Source organism: Paraburkholderia strydomiana, from assembly GCF_031456815.1.
Classification (GTDB): Bacteria; Pseudomonadota; Gammaproteobacteria; order Burkholderiales; family Burkholderiaceae; genus Paraburkholderia; species Paraburkholderia caledonica.
In genome coordinates, this window is the sequence record NZ_JAVDVL010000006.1 from 439,181 (window position 1) to 460,257 (window position 21,077).

The 21,077-nt window shown below is 55.3% G+C and carries 19 protein-coding genes; 8 read left to right on the forward strand and 11 right to left on the reverse strand.

The features are described from left to right. Positions 1-44: 44 nt before the first annotated feature. Entirely contained in the window at positions 45-1,262 is a 1,218-nt protein-coding gene (locus J2W46_RS19270; protein ID WP_310355514.1) for a hypothetical protein, read from the reverse strand. A gap of 531 nt (positions 1,263-1,793) precedes the next feature. Here J2W46_RS19270 and J2W46_RS19275 point away from each other — a divergent pair. Then, entirely contained in the window at positions 1,794-3,539 is a 1,746-nt protein-coding gene (locus tag J2W46_RS19275) for a serine/threonine protein kinase (protein ID WP_310355516.1), read from the forward strand. A gap of 208 nt (positions 3,540-3,747) precedes the next feature. On the opposite strand, the gene J2W46_RS19280 is transcribed toward J2W46_RS19275, so the two are convergent. The 3 genes from J2W46_RS19280 to J2W46_RS19290 form a co-directional block, all read right to left on the reverse strand. Further along, positions 3,748-4,647, reverse strand: a complete 900-nt coding sequence (locus J2W46_RS19280) for a DUF2971 domain-containing protein (protein WP_310355518.1) — start codon at positions 4,645-4,647, stop codon at positions 3,748-3,750. A gap of 181 nt (positions 4,648-4,828) precedes the next feature. Further along, a complete protein-coding gene (locus J2W46_RS19285; RefSeq protein WP_310355521.1) occupies positions 4,829-5,047 on the reverse strand; it encodes a hypothetical protein in 219 nt (72 codons plus the stop codon). A 34-nt stretch (positions 5,048-5,081) separates the two neighbouring features. Beyond that, a complete protein-coding gene (locus J2W46_RS19290; protein ID WP_310355523.1) occupies positions 5,082-5,360 on the reverse strand; it encodes a hypothetical protein in 279 nt (92 codons plus the stop codon). Positions 5,361-5,544: 184 nt separating this feature from the next. On the opposite strand from J2W46_RS19290, the gene J2W46_RS19295 reads away from it, so the two are divergent. Both J2W46_RS19295 and J2W46_RS19300 read left to right on the forward strand, forming a co-directional pair. Continuing rightward, on the forward strand, positions 5,545-6,453 hold the full coding sequence (locus J2W46_RS19295; protein ID WP_310355524.1) for an AbiJ-related protein: 909 nt from the start codon (positions 5,545-5,547) through the stop codon (positions 6,451-6,453). A 245-nt stretch (positions 6,454-6,698) separates the two neighbouring features. Then, a complete protein-coding gene (locus J2W46_RS19300; RefSeq protein ID WP_310355525.1) occupies positions 6,699-7,214 on the forward strand; it encodes a hypothetical protein in 516 nt (171 codons plus the stop codon). A gap of 465 nt (positions 7,215-7,679) precedes the next feature. On the opposite strand, the gene J2W46_RS19305 is transcribed toward J2W46_RS19300, so the two are convergent. The 7 genes from J2W46_RS19305 to J2W46_RS19335 form a co-directional block, all read right to left on the reverse strand. Further along, on the reverse strand, positions 7,680-7,811 hold the full coding sequence (locus J2W46_RS19305; RefSeq protein WP_310355526.1) for a hypothetical protein: 132 nt from the start codon (positions 7,809-7,811) through the stop codon (positions 7,680-7,682). Between the two features lie 365 nt (positions 7,812-8,176). Beyond that, a complete protein-coding gene (locus tag J2W46_RS19310; RefSeq protein ID WP_374726849.1) occupies positions 8,177-8,914 on the reverse strand; it encodes an SIR2 family NAD-dependent protein deacylase in 738 nt (245 codons plus the stop codon). Between the two features lie 110 nt (positions 8,915-9,024). Then, the gene (locus J2W46_RS19315) at positions 9,025-9,270 is read right to left on the reverse strand and encodes a hypothetical protein (RefSeq protein WP_310355528.1); all 246 of its coding nucleotides are present in this window, start codon (positions 9,268-9,270) and stop codon (positions 9,025-9,027) included. 32 nt (positions 9,271-9,302) lie between these two features. Next, positions 9,303-9,728: a putative phosphothreonine lyase domain-containing protein gene (locus J2W46_RS19320; protein WP_310355530.1), complete on the reverse strand. Its 426-nt coding sequence runs from the start codon at positions 9,726-9,728 to the stop codon at positions 9,303-9,305. Positions 9,729-10,192: 464 nt separating this feature from the next. Then, the gene (locus J2W46_RS19325; RefSeq protein WP_310355532.1) at positions 10,193-10,723 is read right to left on the reverse strand and encodes a hypothetical protein; all 531 of its coding nucleotides are present in this window, start codon (positions 10,721-10,723) and stop codon (positions 10,193-10,195) included. Between the two features lie 112 nt (positions 10,724-10,835). Continuing rightward, positions 10,836-11,102, reverse strand: a complete 267-nt coding sequence (locus tag J2W46_RS19330; protein WP_083084447.1) for a BPSL0761 family protein — start codon at positions 11,100-11,102, stop codon at positions 10,836-10,838. Between the two features lie 654 nt (positions 11,103-11,756). After that, the gene (locus J2W46_RS19335) at positions 11,757-12,275 is read right to left on the reverse strand and encodes a DUF6471 domain-containing protein (protein WP_310355534.1); all 519 of its coding nucleotides are present in this window, start codon (positions 12,273-12,275) and stop codon (positions 11,757-11,759) included. A 595-nt stretch (positions 12,276-12,870) separates the two neighbouring features. Here J2W46_RS19335 and J2W46_RS19340 point away from each other — a divergent pair. The 5 genes from J2W46_RS19340 to J2W46_RS19355 all read left to right on the forward strand — a co-directional run bounded on the left by J2W46_RS19340 (position 12,871) and on the right by J2W46_RS19355 (position 20,906). Further along, complete coding sequence (locus tag J2W46_RS19340; protein ID WP_310355535.1) at positions 12,871-14,280, forward strand: hypothetical protein; 1,410 nt, start codon at positions 12,871-12,873, stop codon at positions 14,278-14,280. A gap of 796 nt (positions 14,281-15,076) precedes the next feature. Beyond that, positions 15,077-16,057 (forward strand): TnsD family Tn7-like transposition protein, encoded by a 981-nt coding sequence (locus tag J2W46_RS34370; protein WP_374726850.1) that lies wholly within the window; start codon positions 15,077-15,079, stop codon positions 16,055-16,057. Beyond that, entirely contained in the window at positions 16,014-17,636 is a 1,623-nt protein-coding gene (locus tag J2W46_RS19345) for a TniQ family protein (protein ID WP_310355537.1), read from the forward strand. The genes J2W46_RS34370 and J2W46_RS19345 overlap by 44 nt, the downstream gene beginning before the upstream one ends. Before the next feature lie 104 nt (positions 17,637-17,740). Beyond that, complete coding sequence (locus J2W46_RS19350) at positions 17,741-18,607, forward strand: PDDEXK family nuclease (RefSeq protein WP_310355538.1); 867 nt, start codon at positions 17,741-17,743, stop codon at positions 18,605-18,607. A gap of 40 nt (positions 18,608-18,647) precedes the next feature. Continuing rightward, entirely contained in the window at positions 18,648-20,906 is a 2,259-nt protein-coding gene (locus J2W46_RS19355) for a hypothetical protein (RefSeq protein ID WP_310355539.1), read from the forward strand. Positions 20,907-21,077 lie beyond the last annotated feature (171 nt).

Here is a 21,077-nt window from a genome sequence, read left to right on the forward strand (position 1 = left end):
TGTTCTTACGGGCCTAGGACGTTGCGTCGATGACGCACACAATGTCACGACACACGAAGATACTGGGTGACGTACTCCTCAACCAGCGCAGCAATGCTATCGAAGAACGGATTTAGAATGCATTGGAGATGCTCCGGCTGTTCGTCCAGCCAATATTTTCGTTCAGTTAGGAGCTGCGCAGGAGAGAAGAGCCTTGTCTGCGGCGCCTCCTGGCGCTTACGATAGTCTTCAAAAAAAGCATCAAATGTGCAACGACCGATACGTACAGCTTCCGTCAGTCGGTCTAGTTGGTCAACGCTCAGCACAAGCGGCACTTCCTCATCGCCCGCAGCATCGAAGAGAAACTCAGCATTTCCTAGCATTAGGTCACCATAGGTGACGGCGACCCGATAGATGCGAGCGTTTCTGTACTCGGCATCCGCGCGGACATGCTGCGCTACATTCGCGATTTGACTCGCAGCCTTCACTACTGTGGCTCTGAACTTCGACTGATAGGTTTTGGCAGAACCAGTTGCAATCAATGCATGCGTCAAGGCTTTGTTCTTTGCCTCTACAAGCACAATGTAATCGTCGCCGAGGACAGCGAAGTCGTTGCATGCCCCCTTGACATTGAACCGCTCAACGATTTCCTGTTCGCTCAATACTTGAGTAGAGCATAGACGAAGGGAATCACCCACATAGGCCTCGAATGCGTCTTCGAAGGTGCGACGCACTGCATCGTTCTTAGACCGCGCTACGACGTCACTAAACGCGAATTCAATGTTTCTCTGAAGACAAGCTCGCCCCCAATAGAAGCGCTCGCCGCGATAGGCAACAAAAGGCGAGCGATACAGGAGATTTGGCTGGAACCATTCATCTTCAACTATGTGCTCTGGCGATAGTGCTGCCAGCCGTTCATGCGGCACGATGATGGTTCGCAGAAACGCTGCAATCGCTTCCTGCCCAAAAGCTAGTGTTAGCGCTCGCAGGTACTTCTGTGAAAACACAGCCTCAATGCGCTCGTCGGCTAAGCTCCAGAAGAAAACTGCGATGCGCAAATACTCTTCCGGCGACATTCCCAGCGCCCCCTCCAATTCGTGATGCAGCTTCGCATTCGAGCCAATACGTCGAAGCAGGTCTACCTGCCGAGCGAACGCCCCTGTTCCATGCGGCAACTGATGCGGCAACTGAGACAGGAGCATCATGCGTATCGAAAGGTTCAAGGGATTGCCTTGACGCATCCACGTCACCCCTGTATCCATTTGCATCCACGCGAGATTCATACATGCTTGGCAGTCCTCAGGTGACATGGGCACCGATGAGTACATCGAAGGCCTATCGCGCAGGACCCATGCTGCAAGTCGCTCCGCAATCCACGGCATCTGGCGGACCCTCTGCTCGCCAGTCAGAGCGTCCGCTCGCTGAATATGCGCGGACAGTTGCCTGAGCACAGAGGTATACGAATACTTTCGCATCCTGTTGCGTACCGGACGGATTGCGTCAGCATAGGACATCCCTAACCTTTATAAAATTAATGCGCCCCATCACGCCCGGCGCCCCCATACGAGGCTAATACAGAGAAGCCGCCGTTGTCGTTCTGATGTCTCACGATGTACATCTACGCAGCTGCCGTTTCGCCGCAAGCGATATGCGATTGTAGGGTAGAGAACGGCTGATTAATTGCGCCAGGTAGTGGAACGAGCGCTGTATCAAACCAGTTTAAAACGTATCATATATTTCACTCCCGCCAACATCAAACTTCTCGGACGCGCGGGTTCGTTGCATTTTCAACCACAGTAGAGGACCAATCGGCAATGTCATCGAATCGGAAGCCGCTTACCAAGGTAGGCAATTGGAAACTTGGGAGGAGCTTGGGAAGAGGCGGAAACGGCAAGGTAGTCTTGGCTACGAATGGTGGCCAAACAGCCGCCGTCAAAATTTTGACCAAAAGTGACCAACCTCGGCGAGTCGCTCGGTTTCGTGATGAAATCGTTGCAATGCAAAAGTGCGAGCATCTTGGTTGCATTCCTGTAATCGATTCCGAGGTGCCTGACAACCCCTCACAAGAAAACCCGGCATGGTTCGCTATGCAGCTAGCCACGCCCATGCAGGATGCTCTGGGGGACGCTCCGACTCTTGTGGAGGTCGTTACCAGCGTTCGCGACATCGCGCATCTGCTGACCAAGATGCATGCACTCGAAGTCACCCATCGGGACATCAAGCCCGACAATTTGTTCAAGTACGAAGGTAAATGGACGGCAGGCGACTTTGGTCTCGCAGACTTCGAGGGTAAGGAATCACTGACTCTGGAAGGCGAACGCATCGGCCCGGTTTTTTACATGGCACCTGAGATGCTCAACGATGCGGCTGACGCGGACGGAGCGCCCGCCGACGTCTACTCTCTTGCAAAAACGTTGTGGGTGCTAGTCACTGGACAACACTTTCCGCTTCCCGGAACATTGTCGACGTCGGTCGAAGCTTTGCGCGCGAGTTCATATGTGTCCGACGCTCGTGCGGTATTACTCAACGCAATTCTGGAGGCAGCAACAAAACACGTCCCGAGCGAAAGGCCAAGTATGGCTGAGTTTGCACACGAGCTTGATTTCTGGTTAGCCCCGCCCGTCCATAACCACGACCTGTCAGAACTCGACCTGTCCGAATTTGCACCTGTTCTTGCCGTACCCAAGTATCAAATGGAAGCCGCGCAGGCGGCTAGCAATGAGCACCAGCAACGTGTGAACGAAACCGGTGAGCGCGTACGGGAAAAACTTCGACCTATGTTTAATCAACTTAAGGACGCCCTCACGAATGCGAATTTCATCGGAGTGGGCGCACAGCTCGACAACTACTATTGGGGCGGTGAACTGCAAGCCACCGTTCCGCGCGAAGACGGAATCAACGAGTTCGCTCGGTTGAAAATGACCGTCAATTGCGATTTCAACGATGCCGCGTCTGCAAAAATCTCGGCAACGTATCGCACTTCCCGGGACAAACGACCGCCCGTCGATGTGTGGACCGAAAGGGTCAACTTCTTGCCCGGCGGAAGTGAAGAGGATTCGGAAATCAATCGCCTCCTTTCCGCAATCCGCGCCAAATTCAAGCCGGTCATCCAGCAAGTTTTGGAGTTAAATCAATCCATAAATCCGCAAAACACGCTTTTGGCAGACGATAGTCCGTACGCACAAATGTTGTCTGTGCAAGACAATTTGGGTACGACGATAGCCTTTGATGTGAATTTGCGGTCACACCCTCGTATAACGGGAAAGACGGTTGAAGTTGGGCAACGTATCGACCTCGTAGCTCTAGCAATTGACCCGAAAGATGAACCCTTAGAATATCAGTTCAAAACGCTACATCAGACAGCTGATAGCGGCTGGACCGATTCGAACGCATGGACTTATGAGTTCACTGCCGGGGACATCGGAGAGGCATGCGACATATCTGTTCGGGTTCGGAGTAAGCGCGAACATCATCGTGTCCGGCACGCCGACAGGGCATACGCTCATGACGACCTGATGCAGCTTCGCTATACCGTAGTCGCCGCATCGCCGTCGGATTAACCAGAGGGGGCGAGCTGACGTTCCGGCGACTAAGCGCCGAGCGCCTCCTTCTCGGCTTGCCGGCTCGAAAGGTCTTGGAAGCACCGGGTTCGCGGACAGTTCGTCCATTGCGCAAATCAACCTGTCGAGGTCTATCCAGCCTTAGTTGTCCAGTGCTACGCTGATTAACTGGGGTCCGTGACGCAATATTCTCGAAAACCCCGGCTTACTACACGGTCTTGTTCACGAGCTTGCTGGTCGGATGGTTCTCAATCATCCATCTCGCCATCTCAGCAAATGGAGAGTTCGTGCCGACGAATATGTGCGCGGTTCGTGCAGAGATGGTTGGATTCCGGAAGTCGCCTGGGTACAGAACAATCTCCTGGCGGAATCCGTAGCCCACGTTGTCGACGGCCGACAATGTCAAACCGATTTTCGTCTTGTGTAGCAGCTGAAAAATCTCTTTTTGCTGCGGCACGGGTGTCCGCTCACCCATCGAGACAAAATGAATGGCCTCCTCAGGTACCGCTGCCGTGAACACGGGGAAGCCTCTTGCGTCGAGAATGTCTGTTTTGTTGCAGTCATGTAGAGCGCGAATAATGCGGACCTCCTGCTCGTACCTCCACTCAACGGATTTGGCGCAAAGTTCTGACAATGGGACGGGCGCAGCTTTATAGGTATCGATGTGTTTTTTTGGCCGCTCCTTTACGTACTCGACCGGTATTTGACCGGCAAAGAACTCGTGGTCGGCATTGAAGGCGATGACGGCCCCTTGATACTGGTCGGCGTAGTGTGACCACATCAGGATTGAGTTGGGGGATTTCGACAGGCAAAGAATCCCGACCTGTTGATTGAGCTGGTCCAGGATATTTCGGGACGTGAAATCGCTGGCTACGTGTCCGTCCGTCACTTGGACGGCAGCATCGAGTGGGGCTTCACGTCGACGGGACAGAATATCGAATGAAAAGCTGATTTGTTCTTCCGTTTGGTCAGTCCGGACGATTATCTCCGGTAGCAGCTCGAATGGGTCGTTGAATGCGCCAGGTTGGGTCAGGCGGATGGACCCTCCAAGTATCCGCTTCAGCGTGGAAACGTTGACGTACTTATAGAGCAGGTTCTTTTGCATCATTGTCTAGTCCTATTGTGCAGTGAGATGCTGCTTGCGGCGCACTGGATGTCCCGCCGGTCAGGTCCCTGTAGCTGCACCGCCGCCTTTGTCGACTGGAGTGTCTCACGAGGGTACCTCCGTGAGCGTTTGCCGGAAGCTCGCAAGACATCGTGGGATGCACCAGCGTGAGAACAGCCCAGCGCTATCCGTGCGAGTCGACCCAAGCACGCGCCCACGACAGACCGGCATCCTGCGCTTCTTCTTCGGTGTCAAATACGCCGAGGACTCCAGAGGCCTCTACGAACTTGCGGTCCCGCGTAATCGTCCCGCTCGCGGCGTACCGCTCGGGCACAAGAACTTCTTCCTGCTGCTCGATGGCGTGGCCCCATAGCACGTAACCTTTATAGGTATCCTGCTGCATCGTGTTTGTGTTCCTCTGCAGGTGCTTCGACTTGTCAGCTGCGAAACATGGTCGAAATAAATCGTTCCGCTTCTTCACGGCTTACGTGCTCGAACGGCGCCGCATGATAGGCGTATAAAAATTTCTTGCCCTCGCGTTCTGTCAGCTTAACGACGAGCCGGAACAGTGCGCCAGATGGATATTGTTGGCGCATGGACCGACTGCACTCGACTTTGAGCTTTGGGTCGACCCCTTGGCCAGGAAGTGGCCTCACACGCAAATCTGCTGACGAGGGTTCGCCGTAGGGTACGTACGTCTCAACGATGATTTCCATTCAATGTCTCCGTCAGGTAGGCGCCGGTCAGCGCGCAGCTCAGAGGGAAACGCGACTCCAGCTGCCAACATAATGACCACCGCTTTCGCAGCCTTGGCGGCTGCTATTTTTGCAGAAACAAGGCATGCTTTCTCGAAGGCCTCGAGCGGGGCAATGAGCAAGGCAAAACAAGGAGGCATCTTTCATGGTCGGTTCGAGCATCAAGCTCCCGGCAGTTTCCTTTGAGACGATAAGGACACTGATTCCAGCTGTTCTGCACGAAGTTAAATCGTACAACCTTCCACGTGTGTGCATGCAGCTGGGCATTCAGCCGTCGGTTGAACCCGGCGACGAAACAGAGGCGCACAGCAGCAAAAGGTCGTATGTCAGCACTAGAATCGCCGATTTTGGCGAAGACGCGCTCCTCGAGCTTGCGCGCAAGGTGCTTCACAAATACCCGGATGAGAGCTTGATGGAAGCGCTCGTTGAGCTGACGGAGCATAGCCAGCACCGCGTGAGCAAGCTTGTTCGCGGCGACGTCCTCAAAGTTCTGAATCGGTTTGATTCGTTGTTCGGTGACTCTCCGGTCCTGGATAGCCTGGAGGAGGTTTTTGGCGCTGCGGTGTTACGCGACGGTGGGTCGGTCTGGCTGGACAACTCCAGCCTGGAAGCTCAGATAGACCAGCACTATCTTCGCAACCCCGATTGGACCAGTGAGGAGATGCTCATTGAATGCGGCGCGTTGACATGCCCTCAGTTTCGCTTCTTCGCTTTACTTGAAAAACTTGTCCATCCGATGACTCGGCGCGATGCTGAACAGGCCGAGTTGGCCGCCGCCGTCAGCGACGCGTTGAAGCGAGACGGCTTCACACTGAAACAGACCTCTGTCGAGTCCCAGTATCCGATTTACAGTGTCGTTCGCGCTCTGGCGGGTGTAGCCGGAACAATGAAGAATCTGATTTTTGCGTCGACCGGACAGAAACCGGCGTTGGTCTTTCGCGACGCCTTAAACAATGACGTCGAAATCACGAAGCACGCGGACAAGGTGCTCGTCTACGACCAGCCGCTTCCCAGCTCGGGGATGCTTTTATGGACCGACCTTCGCGACTGGTAGCGCGCGCGGCAACTCGGGCGGTTGTATCTTTTCATGGGGTTTCGCACTTGGTCTCGGTATGTCTGGCGTCGGGCGTGAAGGACGAGAAATCCGTTAGGCGGTGGGTGCGGCAACCCGACTGTTAGCGCCCTCCATTCGCATTCGAAAGGTATACTTCGCGACACAAGGCCAACAGACCGGGACTGGCCGAACAAAAGCTAACTCAAAACATGCGAAAACAGCGAGGAAGCGGTCGACTCATTTTTGTGCTTATTTGTCTGGCAATCTCCGGGTCGGTGGTTGCGTGGAGCACATACGGGCCGAACAGCAATGCGGCGATTCAGAAGCGGCTGGACCAGCACGCCAAAGACCTGGCGGACCCGAACGTACCGCCGGAACTCTCCGACAGGATGCGCGACCCGTCCTGGACAATCAAGTATTGGATGGGCGTCGGCGGCAAGCAGAGCGACTGCGACCAAGCGAATGAGATGATGGACAAGCGAGCCTACGCGCGTCGGACCACCAAGCGAGGCGTGGTGCAGCACACCTACTACCTCTCCGACTATGTCAGCTCATGCGGTAATACGGTGACGCGTGCGTTGTCTTACGTCGAGCCGGAAGCGAACAAGTGGTGCCAATACCGCAAGTCGGACCCGAGGTTCGAGACCCTATGCACTGAATGGGAGCAGAACAAGGACAGCTACGTAGCCGAGCTTCACGCGGCCACCCAGCCGACAGTGGACCGATACGCGAGCTATCCCTACAAGGGCGGGCGCGAATAACGCAATGCCCGCCGGCTGGCGGGTGAAAATTCGTCGTGCCGGACTGGCGCCGTCGTATTCGGCTCCTGACACCGGCCGCCGTGCAAAGGAGGCATAACACTTTCCGAGCCAAGACGGGGCGCTCGACCCTGCTCGCGAGCAGGCGAAGATTCGTCCCGCAAGGCCGGGAGTCGCTCGTCCTGGGCCCTGTCTGCCTGCCGAAGTTAAACGGGAGCCCACCGCCGGCATGGAAGCAATGCCCACCGGAATTTTGAGCTTGCATCCCGCGAGGTTCTGATACCGACGACTTCATCATCTCCGTCGCCGAGGCGGCGACGCTGCTATTCATCTGTCGTCCGCATGCGTTAAAGCTCGTGGAATCTTGGAACTGAAGCTCCATCAGCAAGCGAGGTACGACCGGTTTGTGACGAAGGAATCTGTGATGGATTATTACGTCGCCTTGTCGCTTTATTGAGACATACCGGTTCAGTCCAGCAGCAACTGCTGCGTGCGCTTCATGACCCAAGCCACTTCTGCTTGCGAAAAGTCCCACGTACCCGAGTCGACCTTCAATCTTACGCCCTTCTCGACTCTCGTCAACGCCACGTCACGGGACATGCCAGAGGTCGACATCTTTCGCGATACGTAATCGGATAGCTGACAAGCAAGGTCTACGCATGCGTCATAGCGTACCCAGAGTTGCTGCTCAGTCAGACCACGTTGATAACGCCCGTCGACTTCGCGAACAAGAAGTTTTGGTTGAACCCCGGTCACAGAACCTTGGTCCGGTTCTCTCGGAAAATCATCAGGCACACGTCGGTCTGTCATATCGTTCTCCATAGCTGTGGCAACTGCCGGGGCGGGTTGACCATCGGACATGTCTCGCATATCGGCGCCTCGCGCGCGATTTCGCTCAGCGGAGCGCGAATACCTGGCTGCCGAAACGTGTCTGCACCATGCGGTTGGATGTGATTTAGGAAAACCTACAATTTGGCGTCAAGCATTCTGAGCATCCAAGCGGCGGCGCCTTCAAAACCGACTCCATGCGACGGATTCGTGTTCGACTCCCGAGGGTTGATTCGAATTAGCCTCTGCGCTGAGAACCGTTCGCTGAAGCGTCGTACCGTCGGTAAGGCCTTCCCGGCACCAACTTCGACAACAACAAGCTTCGACACTGAAGAAATCCAAGCTGCGAGTCGCTGCTGCTGTTTCTCATAGGGAAGGCCGACCCAACCCCAGTCTCCGAACATCAGGATATTCGGACGCGCGAGAGCGCCACAACGAGGACAACGCGGCATGGGGCTCTCCAACTCGGAGGTTGCTTCATTTACGAGTGGATGAAAATCTCTCGCTGACCAAGTATCGTCCGTACAGGTCTCCAGACATTGGAGTGCGTGAATCGACCCATGACATTCGTGCACACGGAGTTCCGAGAACCCGGCCTTTTGGAACTGTCCATCGACGTTGCTGGTGAACACGAACGCGCCATGACTCATTCGGTCCGCCCATCTGCGCAATATCGCAAAGCCTTCGTGTGGAACGGTATCCCGATAGAGGTTAAGGCGGTGTCCGTAGAAGCCCCACGCAAGTTTCGGATGCTCGGCAAAGCTCGCCGGGTCTGCCATGTCCTCGAACGAGAAGCCTTGATGCCGAAGCGCAGGGTACGCTCGCCAGAAACCTTCCTGACCGCGGAAATCTGGAAGGCCCGAGTCGACGCCCATGCCGGCGCCAACTGCGATGAGCAAGCCATCTGCTTCTCGCAGCCAAGCGACAGCTTTCTCCAGCTCATCATCTTGCGAATCGGACACGGGTTGACTCCTTTAGATTCCGCTCATTCGTTGTCACCTGTTGAAGCTTGGTAGGCTTTTTCCGCAGCACGCTGGTGTGCCTGATAGGCCAGCACTGACGCCTTCGTCAGGAATTGGATGTTCCCAGCTTTGTGGTGAAGCTTGAGTTTGTCTTGCTTGAGCAGCTTCACGACATGTGGGCGGGAAACGAATAGCAGCTTCGCGGCTTCGGCGGTGGACATGAAATCGTCGGCGTCAGGTGGCCGTAGAAATTTCGCGTTCGTCGACATTGTGGCTCTCCAGTTAGATTGCGCGGCTCTGACTATGCACATAGGTACCACTCGCCAGCGCCGTAAATCCTATTCCGTGTATCAATGTCACGCTTGTAGCCGAGCTCCTTCACGGAGCCCAGCGACCGCAGCACTTCGCGGGCACGCATGATGTCGCGCCTATCGGCCCAGTCATGGGTGTAGACACAGATGACGTGCCCATTGCGACCGATGCTGCGCAGAGCGGTGGACACCTTGGCGCACATCAGCTGGTTGTTCTCGATAGCGCCGCTGACTTTGCTCCACTCCTTGTCCACGTCGGTTGGGCTTACAAAGATGCACCATTTGCCTGTCGCATCGGTAGGGACAAAGTCGTTGTAGCTTGGGGATTTCTTATAGTGCCAGTTGCAGCTCAAGTCCTCAGAAGGCTTGTCCGATTTCCTGAACAATCGCTGTTCCGCACCAATTCCTTCCGTCACGGAAGCCTCCTCGCGTCTGGCGCTGCTTTCATATCAAGCCGCTTGCTCAGCCTCGCGACATTGTTCTAATTCTTTGCTGAGCTCATGTATTCGCGACTGCATGCCTGCCGCTTGTTTCAGAAACAGCCCGACTTCATGCCAGTAGGCATATCCTAAGTCCCCGTCCTATAAGCACAGCTCTCGGAACTTTCGAAGCGCAATCCCGAGGTCAATATGGCCGTCCGAATTCATCTCTTTTTCCGCCGTATCTGAGACGGGTTGAGCGTTCCGGAACAGGCAACCGCCTGAACAAGACTCCCTCCTTCACGTATCTCGTTTTGACGCGCAACACCACCAGCGCGAGAGCAAATCCACATGCCGGCACGACCGGCAACGCCGGATACCTAAGAGCAAATTGCCAGATTGCTTCCATAGCTTCTATCGTTGTAAAGCTATCGCAGCCAGTGGTGGAACGCGCGAATTCCTCAACGTTCGACAGATTCGGCAGCCGCGCGCAACACTTGCTTCCTGTCGCCATAGAAGAGTGCTTGCAACGGTGTCAGGTCGTCCAGCGCACTATTCGTCGTTGTAAAAAAATGCCATTTGTTCCAGCCTTCCAGGTCCCCGAGCGTTCGCACAACCTTCGCCAGGTCCTTTCGACGAATCTCTTCGACCAGGAAGAATGCCGGGAAATACGGTTCATCGTCGATGTCGACACTGAAGATGTGCTGAGCAGCGACTTCTTTTCTGACCCGTTGGGGGGTGAACCCGATGACGGCACAGAAATGAGAAAAGTGTATTAGTTTCGCGGTGGCGACTAGGCGTGCCGGCGTCGACTCTCCTTGATTAGCACCAAGTTCCATCCGCCGTTGCGCGCTTTCTTCACGAATCGAACGTTGTTGTATGTTCAACACTGTGGCTAGCCCCGCAACTCTCACAAGCGCACGTTTGAACCGCCTCCCGAGCTCGGCATCTGGGATTTTAAGAAGCGCTCGAGCTCCGATGGGGTCGAACAAGGTCACTGCAACCGCGGCGCTCTGCAGAAGCTCTAATACGTGCGCATCAGGGGAAGACGCCTCGCTTGTTGGATTGTTTCGACGGGGCGGCATGGTCATCCTCGTCGGCACGCTACTCGTCGGTCCGCGTCGTGAACAGAGGAACGACGCGAGCGCACGCTATCAGTTCGTCAGGTCGCTCGACAGTCGGCTGCGCCCAGATTTCCGGAAGCGCGCTCGCGGACACGTCCAAGTCGACGTTCAAGGGGTAGTGCCTGAGAAGGCCAATTGCGACTGATTGCACCAGGCCACGGATTGTGACTTCTCCTGCGCCACTCAGGACTTGCAGAAAGTCGCGTGTATCCAGCACAGCCTTCGTACGTTCCGCTGGCGTAGTCATGTCTTTCCCTCCACGAGCACATCGGTCGTGACGTCGATGTATGAAGTTATGCCGTTGACAGCGCACCAACGCTCCCAGATGTATTGACCGTCCGCTGAGAACCCTCGAGGGCCGACGAGTTGATAGACGCGACCGGATGAGGTAACTCCCCGGAGAACAGTCGAGTCGAACTGTTGAATGGCTGTGCTCACCCGCACGGTGTAATCACGCACGTCGGTACCGACGAAATGCCTAGAGCCAAGTTGCGTCTCTAGGATTTGCCATTCAGAGATGGACAACTCGGGCTGGGCACTAATGCCCGCAACGCTCCAGACAGGCATGGCTGCCTCCGTTTGTCGAGAAATGCTGCACATGACCGTGCAGGCGTCGATTGACTGCAGCGCACTGCATACGCATTGTTAATGCCGACGCTATCTTCGTGGCAATCGCGAAGAACCGACGGGCGATGGCGTGCTAGCAGCCAACAGTGCGGCGAGCTCATGCAACCAGTTCGCGTCGCTCAGCGGTTAGGCCCGATTAGGGACAAAAGGGGCGACAGGACATCGCGCTTCGGCATACGCCAAGTTTCCGAACCAGAATTCGGACATAAAAATCGCTCTTTTTGATTTTAGGTGAGCGAGACAAAAAAGCAAGGAGAGCTCAGGCGTGAAGTGCTCAATTTGTTGGGGTAACCGACGCAGCTAGGGCTGCAGCCGCAAGGTCGTCGTAGTCCACATACCGCTCGAGACTTGAGCTGCCGAGCGCAACGAGACACTGGAGGAACTCCGGAAGCGAGATTATTCCCTCATCCATATGCGACAACAATGTCTTTTCAGTGAGGTCTGCACCTAGTCGAATCATCCTTTGCGCGAGTTCATCGGAAGTGACTTTCGGATGTCTGCACAATTCGGCAGCGACGACGCTGTTGGCGCGCTGCTCCCACGTTCCAGGCATGGATATGGCGGTGCCCCATAAGGACGGCACCTTCGAACCAGTCACCGTAAGAATCTGCAGAAGCAAGCTCAACTTGATGCGCCCGCGAGAGACGCGGGATGCTAGTGCCCGGCTGCTTTCCTTCACGCCTACCGAGGCAAGCGCCTCAGATAATTGCGCGTAGCCGAAATCCTTTCTTGCAAGTACGACGCGCACGACGCGCGCAGCAAGACTCGACCATGGCGTTTCCACTTCGCTCACAGGACTCCTTGCATTCGGGAAGAATCGGCCTAAAGTAAACGACAGTAAAAGTCGCCCATTTCGTCGCGCTTGAATGTTGGCGTTTTATTCTCGATGGCGAGCGACTCGCCGAGACGCACTTACCGATTGTACCAGGCGCAAAGTTGCAGGAGGCTGGCGGAGAGCTGGTGTGCCCGGGGCGGGGCGAATTTCGGATGGGCCCGTTTCGTCCGAAAGCAATGGACTTGCGATGCCCGCGAACTTCGCGTAGCATCCAGACCCTCCCCAAGAGGGGAGGCTGATTATACCATTAAATTCGCATTTGTCAAGTCGTGCTCGCTCGATTGCGAAATTGGCCAGCTCCGTCATTCGTGGTCTGGCGCATCGAGTACAAGCGCAGCGTTTTCGCCTTTTACCCTAGCCCGACCGGTGAGGAACCCATGACATCACATCGATTCAGCGCGGCGGTTTACAGTGGGACGGTGCCCGGTCTTCATTCCGTCGGCGCACTTCCTGCGTCGAATAAGTCTGGTGCTTTGCTCGGACTCCCTCCCTGCGCTACGAGATGTCTTGCGGTCGCGCTCCGGTGCGTCTCGGACAGTATTCAGACGCCGCAATGATGGACGCTATCGAAGTCCCTGCGTGGCCGGTGTTTCGCCGTGGCTTGTTGGCCGAGGGGCCTGGCAGCATTGAGTCCTATGTCGGACAGACGTCTGAGCTACCGGAATTTTCAAATGCGCCGAGCAAGGCGGCCGTCATCAGGGAACTCCGAAACAGGCTCGTCCCTGACGACGAGCATTTGTGGAAGGCTGGGCCAGAGGCAAAGCTGCGAGCAATGAATAACTTCGACAAGGGATACCTCGCAACTGAGGAGGTCGCGAGGTACACATACTCGCTCGTTTCCGCGTACGTCGAATGCATGGAGGCGAGGCACATCACGAACCCTAGGTACCGCCGCTACTTCTACTCTTTTCAGCAAGCCGTTCAAGGACGCGGTCCCATCCCGAGCCGAGAAAGCCTCGAAACGCTTACCGGCGTCAATTTTGTCATCACAGGTCGCTCGCAATTGGGCCGCACCGCCTACATACAGCGGTTACGCACGATGTTTGGTGCGCCGTTCCGTGTGGTTGCGCCAACCTTAGACGACATCAAACTTGTGTGGTATTTCCCTATCATAGTTTTGCAGTGGCCGACGTGCGGAACGTTGAAGGGTTTGCTCGACCAGTTTCGTGACAAGCTCGTCTCTGAGATTAAAGACCCGCAGAGCCTAGCATCTGTTTTTAAGCGAATGCGCGGGAAAAGTGCCGCTACTGCGGCTATCGCGGCATCGGTTCTTCTCAACGTAGGATTGTTCGTCATTGACGGAGCCTGCGCTCAAAGTCTCAAGGGTGGCATCCGCGAAATATTGATGTTTCTCTGCAAGCTACAGGGTCACGCCAACATTCCGTTACTCTTCTCGTGTAGTGACGTTTTCATGCAAGGTGCAAAACAGCTGGGTCCTGAAGTAGATGCCGTGCTCCGCGGTCGCTGCCTCGCGTTTGAGCCACTAAACGCACCTCCTCTCGATGTGGCCGCGGTTCTTCGGGGCCACATGCTACGCGACGCACCCAACCAAGTCTTGGCTAAACTTGGTCTCTGGTATCAATTCAATCTGTGGTTCTGGCGCGCCGGCCTACTCTCGCCACTCCACGAAATGCCGCAAGACCTTCCGAAATGGACACACGCTCACTGTCACGGACGTCTAGGGTGGTTAGCCGCCGGATTTCGCTCATTGCATGAACTTCTGGCGTGGGAGCCTACGTTATTGAAGGACGGCGGCCCTTCGGAGAGTACGGTAACGAAGGCTTTCGGGATAGCCCTTAGCAACTGCGATGCCGCTCGTACTGCGATTCGTGAGTACGGTAAGGACCCAGCATCGGTCAGTCGTTCCATCGTCTATCAGCATCTCGACCATCTTCCATTCGTCGCCGGTTCAATGCTGGAAGGGTTCCTTCCTCGGCCGAGGCTTGGGGTCGGACATGCCTGACCAACTCTCTACTCAATTACTGATACCGCCTTTTCCTGATGGCGAGACTGTGAACTCGTTCCTGCGCCGTGGCGCGAGCCTAGTGGGCGATAACACGTTAGGAAAAATTAGCAGGCAATTGCTTGCAAGATGTCCAGGCTTGGACGGGATGCCGAGTCGGCTCGATGAATTTTACGCGCGTATTGGATATTTGCTCGGCGAACGCGACGAACTGGAGGCGAAACACACCTTGCTTGCCTACGAATTGCTGGGTGTTCCGCTTGGGCGACAGGAATTTGCGAAGGAACGGCTACGCACGCGATGTTCAGGTCCGATTCGCTCGTCGCGACTCCCAGTGTTGCTCGCACCATCGGAGGGAACATTCCTCGCGTGTCCAGAATGCGAAGAGGCGGCGTTAGTTCGATACGGGTTCTCATTTACCCACCGTCGTGACGTTGCCCCGTTCGTAATTGCGTGTCCATACCACTTCTGCTGGCTCAGGTCGTCCGCTCAAGGACAATTCTTTTTTGACGCGCAGTGCCGGCGCGGCACGTCGACTGACAAACTGCTGGACGCTATTCAATTCGCTTCGCATTCGGTCGTGTGCGTCGAAAGCGACCAGACGCTGTCCACATACACTAAGGCCGGCGTGATTGCCGCATTGCAGGAAGCGCATTGGCTGACAGAAGCCGGCCGCTTTCGGTTCACCGAGTTAGTCAAGGCATTCCGCGTGTTTTTTTGTGACCGATTTAATGACTGTAGGCTCGATGAACTCGTCTCGACATCAAATTACGTAGAGGCTGCACTCCGTGCGCTGATGCGTGCAGACCGCGCAGTACATCCTGTGTGGTGCATTTTGCTGACGTGGTTTACTCAGCACTGCGAGTGTCGGCGGTCGTGCAATTCCACGCCCACGCATCGGGAAGTGAAAATTCTCTCCGATGAGGTAGTAAGAACAGCATTGTCTTTACACCAAACGGTTACGTCGGCAGCTAAAGCACTCAGTACCAGTCCGCAGCGACTGACCATCTTCTGCCGCTGCGCAGGGATACCTGTTGACGCACGGCCGTCGAAGTTGGACGACACGACGCTTGCGACTATCCGGCGGCACATCATCGCCGGTATGCCGCCGACGGAAATCGCACACGCCACTCATCTCTCGACGACTTCCATTTATCGTGTCTTGGCTTCAATACCTGATATTGAGTCTCCATACAGACGTCGGCTAGGACGCGCAACTGATGAGGCGAAACGACTCTGGTTGACGCACCTCAAAGAACATCCCGAAGCGACAAAAACGGAACTCCGGCATAGCGCTCCGGCCACGTTCGCGATGCTACGTCGAAATGCGCCCGAATGGCTCAGACGAGAGACTCAAGTTCCCGCGCCACGTCTCAGTCGAACTTGCGTGCGTAGGTCGGCCGTCGCGACTTTTGCCTTGACTCGTGCCGTCGACGTTGCCGAGGCGCATCTTGACTCACTTGATGGCCCTCCACGGCGGCGGAGTGCTTACCGGCTTCGGGAACTTCTGGGAATAAACGAATACGCGTTGGTGTCCTCAGTGGCTCGGTCCGCGTTGCGGGTGTCATTTCAGACCCGTGACGAACATATTCGTGCGCGCGTTGGCTGGGTCATGCACAACGCCCCCACCCTCCGACTTGACCACTGGCGCACAGCGCGCGCAGCGATGCTACGGTTGAAAACACTGAGAAATTGGAAGCTTCGTTGCAGAGACGCAGCACAAGCAAGAATAGATGAGCAAAGTAACTTTATTTCACGCAACAGGCATCAAGGATGAGGAAGACTTCACAGGATTTGTTGTCCGCCAAGCTGAACTGAGTAGTGCCGGTGACCATGTCGGCTTAATGGCGCTGCTGAACAAGGCAAGCTCAAAACCGGCATTCGTGCATCCGGCAAATGTGAAAGCAATCGGACAGTTCTTCTCGGGCTTGCTGCCCGACTGGAAAACTGTAGTCATGAATCATACCCGCTATAGGCTCTATAGCGCGTTCATTCCTCACCCGTACCGGAAGAAATTGCTTGAGCAATACAGAAGCGGGAATGACCAAGCAGCGACGTCATACCTCTCCGCGAACCGCACAGTCCATCGTTGTCGTTTGGGCGTCTGCCTAAGCTGCATTGCGTCTGATTCTGAGTCGAACGGTTTCGCAATCTGGCGACGCATTCATCTCATGCCCGCAATGTTGTATTGCCCGACGCATGCGGAGCCTTTAATGACATTTTGTTCTCGCTGCGACCTAAGCCATCGAAAGAGGCCAAAGACTTGGCATCCGCGAGCAAGGTGCCTGTGTGGCGGTTCGCTTCGCCCCATTGGCAGCTTGAGAAATAGGCAGAGCATTGATGCGGCTGTTGGGATTGCAAAGATGGCGGAGGATGTCCTGACCGGTCGCATTGACACGTCGGCGTTTGCAGATAACACGGCACCGGTGCTGATGACGAAGATTCGGCAAATCGCGGGACAACTTGACCGTCGCGACACTCGCCAGGTAGCTCGCGAGCACTTGGAATCTCGCCTTGGGACCGAGTTGATTTCCGCACTAGGGTTCAAAGCTCGAACGTTTAAGCGTGTAGCGGGCCATTGGGTACCCGAAGGGGCGCTCAGGAACCCGGTTCAAAATATCGCCTCTATCTGGGGTCTCTTTGGAGGGTGGGAAGAGTTCCTTATCGAGGTGAAAGCTCGCAAAACCGACCCTAATCGTTACGATACGAGTGCCGCGATTCAGCCGAAACGCGTTCGGCCCGCGGGGGACAATAAGTATGAACGATGGCATCGCAAAATTAAGCACTTAGACGGCATCGAATTGATGCGCTACCGCGAGCATTGCCGCTCAGTAGTTTTAGCTGCCAAAAAAGTCAACCCTGACTTCAGGCGAAGCGAAATACGCAATCTGCCGGACGGGCAGGAGATTACCTTCTTCGCCACGCACTATGACCAGCAATGGCTTGACCGAAATCTGCCCAGCCAACGAGGAAGGTCCGACTTGGCTAAGGTTATTGAACGGAAGCATGCTCTGGACTTGAAGAAGAAAGGCCTCGTGCTGCAACGCTATGAGGACACTATTCGCGACAACCCGGAACGTGTCATTACCCGCGCTTTCTTGCTAAGCGAGACGGGCAACGAGTCGCGATACAAACGAGGTCAGGGTACACCTGAAGTCGAATCGACGCTGGACCGATGCGCCGATACGTACGACTCGTGGAGAAAACGACAAATCGAGACTGTGATGTCGATGGCAAGAAAAGTCGACAAAAAATCGAAATGGGGAGTCCAAGAAACGTACGAAGCTTTGTCCCGCAAGGCATTCTCAGAGCGAATCAATAGAGCAAAAACATGGATAAAAGCAAGCCGAGGCTAATAGGAGATTGCTCGCACCTATCGTTCTCGCGAGCTAGGGGCGAGCAGCTTCGAGGCCTCGCGATTGCGAGTGGGCTGCGGGAGACGGAATGGCACCCATGGTCCATGCGCGTCGTTCTTCCGAAAAGTTGTGACATTGAATACCGCGATACCGAGGTGGCGCTTAGTCAAAAGAGTTGGCTCCGGGGACTGACAGGTTCACCAGTCCTGCATTGGCCAATCGCGTTGTCAGAATGCGACCCTCGAGGTGTTCTTAGTGCACCTAGGTTCGAGTGCTGGAAGAAGGCAAGCGCGAGCCGCGTAGGTATTGCTGGCTACCATTTCAGCTTCAAGGCGGGTGGGCAAGTCGCATGTCACTCTAGTCTCGAAGCACGCCTGCTCGCATACTTCGAGATGTGTCCGTTTATCGTTGAGATACGCACGCAATACCCCCAGTGGAATCGAGAGGCATTTCTCGCCTATTGTCAAGAAGGCTGCCTATTTCCACGTAATGAACTTTCGACTATCGACTTCATGCTCACCATTCAAATACCCGGCATGCCCTATCCCATTTATCACGGCGTATCGGGAAAACCTGAAGCGCATCTTGGGCGAGGAAAGGTCAAGGCGAGACATAAACGAGAGGCGGAAGGTCTCTGGGAGTGGGGTGCGACTCATGAAGTCATGACCGAATTGTCGGTGACCGACATCGAGTACGAGAGCTATCGTCGCATGTTCGAGCATATGAAGTATGTGGAGCTCGAGGAGATGGAGAGTTTGGTCGACGACTCCAAAAAGCTAGCAGAAAACCTCCTTGTGTCGAACGCGACGGGCGACACGAGCCGAGTTGTCTCCATGGTTGGCAAGCGATTTCGTTGGGACAAAGCAAAATCCTTTCGGCTTTTGGCCGTTGCCATTTTTCTAGGCTATCTCAAATGGGACGTCCGATTTCTGTACGCACCGTGGGAGCCCCTTAGATTGGTTCGCCCGTAGACAACATACTCGAGTACAACCTAGTATTGGGAGGTATAAAATGAATAGTAAAGCCAATCAAGAAGATTGCGTTGCGTTGTTCCCCAAAAATTCGAACTTGAACATCGTGACTGGAAAGGGCGAGCAGCTCCTGGTGAGATACCTTGGGGAAGACGCCAGCCATGTGTATCTTGTCCAGCTTGGTTCTGTACAGAACGGATTGCTAACAGTTATTCGTGACCCTGACACCAAGAAATATAGGAGTGCGCGGTCCATCGAGGACATGCGCGACTTCAAGGCGCGTCGGTTGGTGTGGCGTGTGGAGGAGGCAGGCATACCGAGAGGCATGCAGGACTTTTTGCCCAAGGACAGCGATGAAGAAAAGTCTTTAGCAGACAAACAAAAAGTCATAGACCATATCTGCGATGTGCATGGCGATGCACCATTCAAGGACAAGAAGATATACGCTATGGCTGTCAGGGACGCCGCGAACAAGTACGACTTGTCTGAGAAGACAGTGCGGAAATACTATGAGCATTATCTTTTCTACGGTGGGCACGAGTTCGCGCTGGTAGAAAGGCACTGGGACAAGGGAGCGCCCGGTGTTTCGCGGCATGGGGCGCAGCGCGAAGACGGAACGCTTATCGAGTCAGGCCGAAAGACATTTGCCCAGATACTCGACCCGCTGAGCACGCTTTCACGCATGCAGTTCCCGGTATATCTGAAAGAGAGGCTTGCAAAATTCGTCCAGCGCGAAGCTCACGTACCCGGCGTGACCATTGCGGCCACCGCTCGGAAGTTCCTTCGAGGGTTGAGGGGACACAACCGTGGTGCCGACGAAAAAAAGCAGAGCTTCCCTGTCGACCCGCGGAAGCTACCGTCCGAGCGGAACACGGTGAGGCATGTAACTCCCATCTTTAAAGCAGAGAGAGCCAAGCTGGCTTTGCTACGCAGCTCGGAGCGTGGACAGGGATATTCCGCACAGATAGCGCGAGGTGACCTCAATGTTGTAGACATCGACGGCACGGTGGCGGATTGCTTCGTGCGAGTTGGTGATGCAACAGTTTCAATTAATGGAGTTCTGAAACCTACGGTCTTGCTAGCGGTTGACCGTTCGAGCCGCGCGATACTTGGATGGTACGTAACTTATCGAGCGGAAGACGCCGACTCATACTTGGCGTGTGTCTTTAGTGCATGTACAGATAAGGAAGATGAGTTGGCGCGATGGGGACTCGCGCACTTAGATGGAATGGTATATGGCTGCCCCAGCGCGGTGTTCGTGGACCGGGGTCCGGGAATCTCAATAAAAGTTCGAGATGCGCTTGTCGACCGAATGCGGCAGCGCTTGCTTATGGCAGAACCGGGTCAAGGTAAGGCAAAGGGTGACGTCGAACAGATGATGGATTACTTTCAAGAGGAAATCGCGGGGCTCAGTGGTGCGACGCATGGTGAGCCTATCAGAGGGAGAGGGCGAGAAAAAGACGCTGCGCGCAAACGCAATCGAGAGAAGTTAAGGGACGCTACGGCGGGCGCTACGCTGACGCTGGAGGAGTTCATGCGGGCCCTGCTCACCGCGATAAGCAGATACAACTTGCATGGAGACATGAGACGGCTCCGGACTCGCGTGATGCTCGAGGCAAACGTTCCACCAGTTCCTAAGCACATGTTTTTGTTCAATATGGCAATGCGCGCGGGCGATGCTGCGTGGGAGCTAACGGAGGAGATGATAATCCGCCGACTTGCAAAGCGCATTGACACCTTGGCACCTGGAGGAATCGTTAGCCTTAACAAGCGGGTGTTCACATCGACGCCTTTACAGAATAGAGCAGTTGAATACGAGGCGCTCAACAACGGCCGGTCGATGCCCTTCGTCGGCTACGAGACGTTCACATCAAAACTTCATCTGCTCTGGGACGACAACGGCATCCTTGAAGAATTGGAGGCTGACGACCCGACGCTTGCGAAGTTTGGCATCGCGATTCCGGACGTTCGCGACTACATTCAGATGCGGGACGGTGCTGACCTTGCCGAAGAACGGGACCGAAATCGGTGGCACCCTACGGTGGAGCAGTCGGTCAAAAAGGGAGCCGTCTCAAAGACCACACAGCGACGAATGGAGGCAGTTGAAGGGTTGCGACGGACCGTTAATAACCGGAGGGCTCGAAAAATGGCAGAAGCGCATGCGGGCGCCGCCCACACGCGGGCCGTGCTGAACGCGGCTCAATCTAAGTCTGCGCTGGTTCGGGAAACGCCCCCCGCTTCCGCGGTCGGGACGGATTGTTCGGTCGAAGGTGCTCAGGAAATCGACATCGACTTCTAGTTCTCCCTGCGGAGGGCGGCTGGCAACCCCGAAATCGTTTTAGGGTAATTCGGCAGTGTCCGACCCACGGGCGTGTTCGAACCCCCGGGGTCATATTCTGGTGTAGTCGAGCACTGGTAAGGCGCGGAACAGTTTCATTGGATGAGGGGCATTTGGCCGTAAATACTTGAA

Coding starts and splice junctions, on each gene's coding strand:
- J2W46_RS19355 (WP_310355539.1), top strand. CDS start 18,648: ATGAATAGTAAAGCCAATCAAGAAGATTGCGTTGCGTTGTTCCCCAAA.
- J2W46_RS19270 (WP_310355514.1), bottom strand. CDS start 1,262: ATGAATCTCGCGTGGATGCAAATGGATACAGGGGTGACGTGGATGCGT.
- J2W46_RS19330 (WP_083084447.1), bottom strand. CDS start 11,102: ATGACTACGCCAGCGGAACGTACGAAGGCTGTGCTGGATACACGCGAC.
- J2W46_RS19315 (WP_310355528.1), bottom strand. CDS start 9,270: ATGTCGACGAACGCGAAATTTCTACGGCCACCTGACGCCGACGATTTC.
- J2W46_RS19310 (WP_374726849.1), bottom strand. CDS start 8,914: ATGGGCGTCGACTCGGGCCTTCCAGATTTCCGCGGTCAGGAAGGTTTC.
- J2W46_RS19305 (WP_310355526.1), bottom strand. CDS start 7,811: ATGTCCCGTGACGTGGCGTTGACGAGAGTCGAGAAGGGCGTAAGATTG.
- J2W46_RS19280 (WP_310355518.1), bottom strand. CDS start 4,647: ATGATGCAAAAGAACCTGCTCTATAAGTACGTCAACGTTTCCACGCTG.
- J2W46_RS19290 (WP_310355523.1), bottom strand. CDS start 5,360: ATGGAAATCATCGTTGAGACGTACGTACCCTACGGCGAACCCTCGTCA.
- J2W46_RS19285 (WP_310355521.1), bottom strand. CDS start 5,047: ATGCAGCAGGATACCTATAAAGGTTACGTGCTATGGGGCCACGCCATC.
- J2W46_RS19275 (WP_310355516.1), top strand. CDS start 1,794: ATGTCATCGAATCGGAAGCCGCTTACCAAGGTAGGCAATTGGAAACTT.
- J2W46_RS19340 (WP_310355535.1), top strand. CDS start 12,871: ATGATGGACGCTATCGAAGTCCCTGCGTGGCCGGTGTTTCGCCGTGGC.
- J2W46_RS34370 (WP_374726850.1), top strand. CDS start 15,077: ATGCGTGCAGACCGCGCAGTACATCCTGTGTGGTGCATTTTGCTGACG.
- J2W46_RS19350 (WP_310355538.1), top strand. CDS start 17,741: ATGCGCGTCGTTCTTCCGAAAAGTTGTGACATTGAATACCGCGATACC.
- J2W46_RS19345 (WP_310355537.1), top strand. CDS start 16,014: ATGAGCAAAGTAACTTTATTTCACGCAACAGGCATCAAGGATGAGGAA.
- J2W46_RS19295 (WP_310355524.1), top strand. CDS start 5,545: ATGGTCGGTTCGAGCATCAAGCTCCCGGCAGTTTCCTTTGAGACGATA.